Source organism: Plesiocystis pacifica SIR-1, from assembly GCF_000170895.1.
Classification (GTDB): Bacteria; Myxococcota_A; Polyangia; order Nannocystales; family Nannocystaceae; genus Plesiocystis; species Plesiocystis pacifica.
In genome coordinates this window covers 1-2907 of record NZ_ABCS01000217.1, presented here as the reverse complement: position 1 = coordinate 2907, position 2907 = coordinate 1, and the positions used below count along the sequence as shown (strand labels likewise).

Below are 2907 nucleotides of genomic sequence, written 5' to 3'. Positions count from 1 at the left end.
CGCGGTACTAGAGGGGGAGGGCCAGTCGCGCCCCGCCCAGGTCGACCAGCCGCCGTCGTCGGGATCGGGAGCGACGGGGACCTTGCCGTCGGGGAGGCGGCGGAAGCCGTCGGTCGCCTCGTGGACGTGGTGGACGAACTCTCGCCAGCCGAGCAGCTGGCGGACGAAGCCCTCGAGGCTGTTGAGGGGGACCCGGTCTTCGCGGGCCAGGGCGGCGTCGAGGACCTGGCGCGGGCCCAGCCGGCCGATGTTGAGCAGGGGGCTCAGCCGGGTGTGGAAGAGGTTGCGCTGCGTCGCGCTCATGGCGTCCTCGTAGGGTCCAAAGTGCTCGAGGCAGCGGTCGAGGGCCCAGGCGAGGGTGCGCTCGGCGTCGGCCTGGGTCGCCGGCAGGGCGCCGAGATCGAGGCGCCCGGGGTGGTGGGCGAAGCGAGCCTCGATCAGCTCGCCGACCTCGCGGGTGATGGCGTCGGGCTCGAAGCGGGGCAGGGCAGGGGCCGGCGGGTCGCCGCGCCAGGGCTCGCGGTTGTCGGCGTCGAAGGACAGCTTGCCGCCGCGCGCTCGCCCAGGCGGAGCGCCGTCCATGAGTATTCCGGTGTCGCGGCGGACGTGGCGATAGAAGTCGACCATGCGCCACGGCGGCTCGGGACACGCGCGGCGAAACTGCGCGGGGTTGGTCAGCCAGCCTTCGTGGCTCCGGACCTCGAGCGCGCCCTGCCGGACCAGCTGCGCGAGGTCGGCCCGGAGCTCGCGCTCGGCGGGGCGCATCATGGCCAGGGGTCCGCGCTCGGCCACGACGGCGGCGAGGGCAGGGGCGTAGCGCTCGCGGGTGATGCGGTAGTCGATCCTCGCGCCCCGGCGGGCCATCTCGACCGCGAAGTGGCGCTGGTTGGCGAGGATGAGCGCGAGCTTTTGGCGGTGCACCGGGCGGCGCTCGGCCTTCCACATGGACTCGACGAACACCAGGCCGAGGCGCTCGGGTTCGACGCGGGTCCACGGCCCGTAGCGGTGGCTGAGCTGGTCGTAGGGGACGTAGAACCACTGCCGCGGGCGCGAGGCGGGCCCCGTCGTCGGGTGCTCGCGCTCGGCGGCGCGCAGGGCTGCCTCGAAGGCGGCGGTCATCGCCGGCCTCGGCTCGCGCGGATGCGGATGGGCCCGCGGGCGGTGGACGGGTCGACCACGCGGCCGCGCTGGGTGATCTCGACGGCCCCGGCCGCGACCAGGCGCCGCGCCGCGCAGCGGACCGGCTCCATGAGCGGGCGCCAGTCCTCGGGGGCGTGGGCCCGGGCGACCTCGGACGGGCAGATCGACGCACCGCGGGCGCGGGCGTCGAGGAGCGCGAGGATGGCCTGCTCGAGGCGGCGGTCCGAGTCGCGCACGCGCCGGGCCCTGCACGCGGCGGAGCAGTAGCGCACCGACTCCCAGTTGGTCGCCCACTTCTTGCGCCACTCGATGGTTCGGCCGCAGCGGGCACAGGTCTTTGGCGCTCGACCGCTCACCCCCTGCGCTTAGCAGCTGCGTGGGCGTCGGCACGCCCGGGGGCGCTGACGGTGGACGGGGCCCGGGCGGCTCGGAGCCCTCGACCGCGGACGCCCTGCGTCGGCGTCGCGCCTCCGGGTGCCGGCTCGGGTAGGATGCGGCCGATGGCCCCCCGCACCGCGCACTGGCTCGTCCTCGCCTGCACCTCGCTGACGATCCTCGGCTGCCCCTCGGACGACGGCTCCGACGGCGAGGCCTACGTCTACGAGGACGCCCTCGACAGCCTCGACCCCCTCGTCGAGCCCCGCTTTCAACACACCGCCACGGCCCTGCCCGACGGGCGCGTGCTCGTGGTCGGCGGGACCCTGGCGACGCCCTCGTCCATGCAGCTCGACTCCTACGTGGCCGAGGTCGCGGTCTGGGAAGGGGACGCCTTCGTGCGCGGGGCCTCCCTCGCCGAGCCCCGGGCCGGGCACACGGCGACGGCGCTGTCCGACGGCCGGGTGGTGATCGTCGGCGGGACCACGCACGTCGGCGCGCCCAGCCCGGCCTTCGGGGTCGAGGTGTGGGATCCGGCCTCGGAGAGCCTGAGCGCCCCCGGGAGCCTCGACTTCAACCTGGTCGGCCACTGCGCCGTGGCCACGCCCGAGGACCGCGTGCTGATCATCGACGACTGCGAGTCGAGCGGCTGCACCGTCGCCTCCATCGACCCGGACACGGGCAGCTACGAGAGCCTCGGCGGCGCGCCCAGCCACCGCTACGCCCTGGACCTCGACTGCGCCGCGTTGCCCGACGGGCGCGTGGTCCTGGGCGGGGCCCTCGACGAGGCCACGGATGAGGCGGCGCCGGCCCTCGACATCTACGACCCGAGCAGCCAGAGCTTCACCAGCGTCGACCTGCCCGCGGCCTTCGGGCGCGAGGCCACGGTCGCCGCGCTGGCGTCCGGAGACGTCCTCGTCATCGGCGACGCCGCGGGGGTCGAGCCTGGGGGCGTCGGGACCCTCGGGGTCGTCTACACGGCCAGCGGCGAGGTCCGGGCGCTGACCGGAGAGGCGGGCGCGATCAACCGCGCCGAGCACCTCGTCACGCCCCTGTCCGACGGTCGGGCGCTGGTCAGCGGAGGGCTCGTCGCGCTCTCGCCCGAGCTCGACGACGCGCCGGGGGTGGACCTGGTCGACCCCGCGGCGGGCACGGTCACGCCCGTGCCGGGGAGCGAGGTCAGCTTCGGGACCCGCGACGGCCACGCGGGGGCGCTCTACGCCGACGGGCCGGCCCTGCTCATCGGCGGCCGCGTCGGCATGGACCGCGTGGCGACGGTCCACGTATTCCGCTGAGTTGGCCGAAGCAGTTAGGGTGAAGCTCGAGCATCCGTGGAGCGCGTGGCTCGCTACGATCCCACATGGGACACGGTAGGCTCACCGGTTTCCGGCC

Annotated in this window: 3 protein-coding genes; 1 reads left to right on the top strand and 2 read right to left on the bottom strand. The window is 75.1% G+C overall.

Going from position 1 to position 2907, the window contains the following annotated elements:
- Together PPSIR1_RS41250 and PPSIR1_RS41245 are read right to left on the bottom strand one after the other, a co-directional pair.
- Positions 1–1119, bottom strand: a 1119-nt coding sequence (locus PPSIR1_RS41250) for a cryptochrome/photolyase family protein (RefSeq protein WP_006977295.1), incomplete at its 3' end; no start/stop codon positions are given.
- Complete coding sequence (locus PPSIR1_RS41245) at positions 1116–1496, bottom strand: DUF3253 domain-containing protein (protein ID WP_006977294.1); 381 nt, start codon at positions 1494–1496, stop codon at positions 1116–1118. The genes PPSIR1_RS41245 and PPSIR1_RS41250, both read right to left, overlap by 4 nt.
- Positions 1497–1640: 144 nt before the next feature.
- On the opposite strand from PPSIR1_RS41245, the gene PPSIR1_RS41240 reads away from it, so the two are divergent.
- Positions 1641–2810: a Kelch repeat-containing protein gene (locus tag PPSIR1_RS41240; protein WP_006977293.1), complete on the top strand. Its 1170-nt coding sequence runs from the start codon at positions 1641–1643 to the stop codon at positions 2808–2810.
- Positions 2811–2907 lie beyond the last annotated feature (97 nt).

What these genes read in the sequence shown, in the direction of transcription:
- PPSIR1_RS41240 (WP_006977293.1), top strand. Translation starts at nt 1,641, where the DNA reads ATGGCCCCCCGCACCGCGCACTGGCTCGTCCTCGCCTGCACCTCGCTG.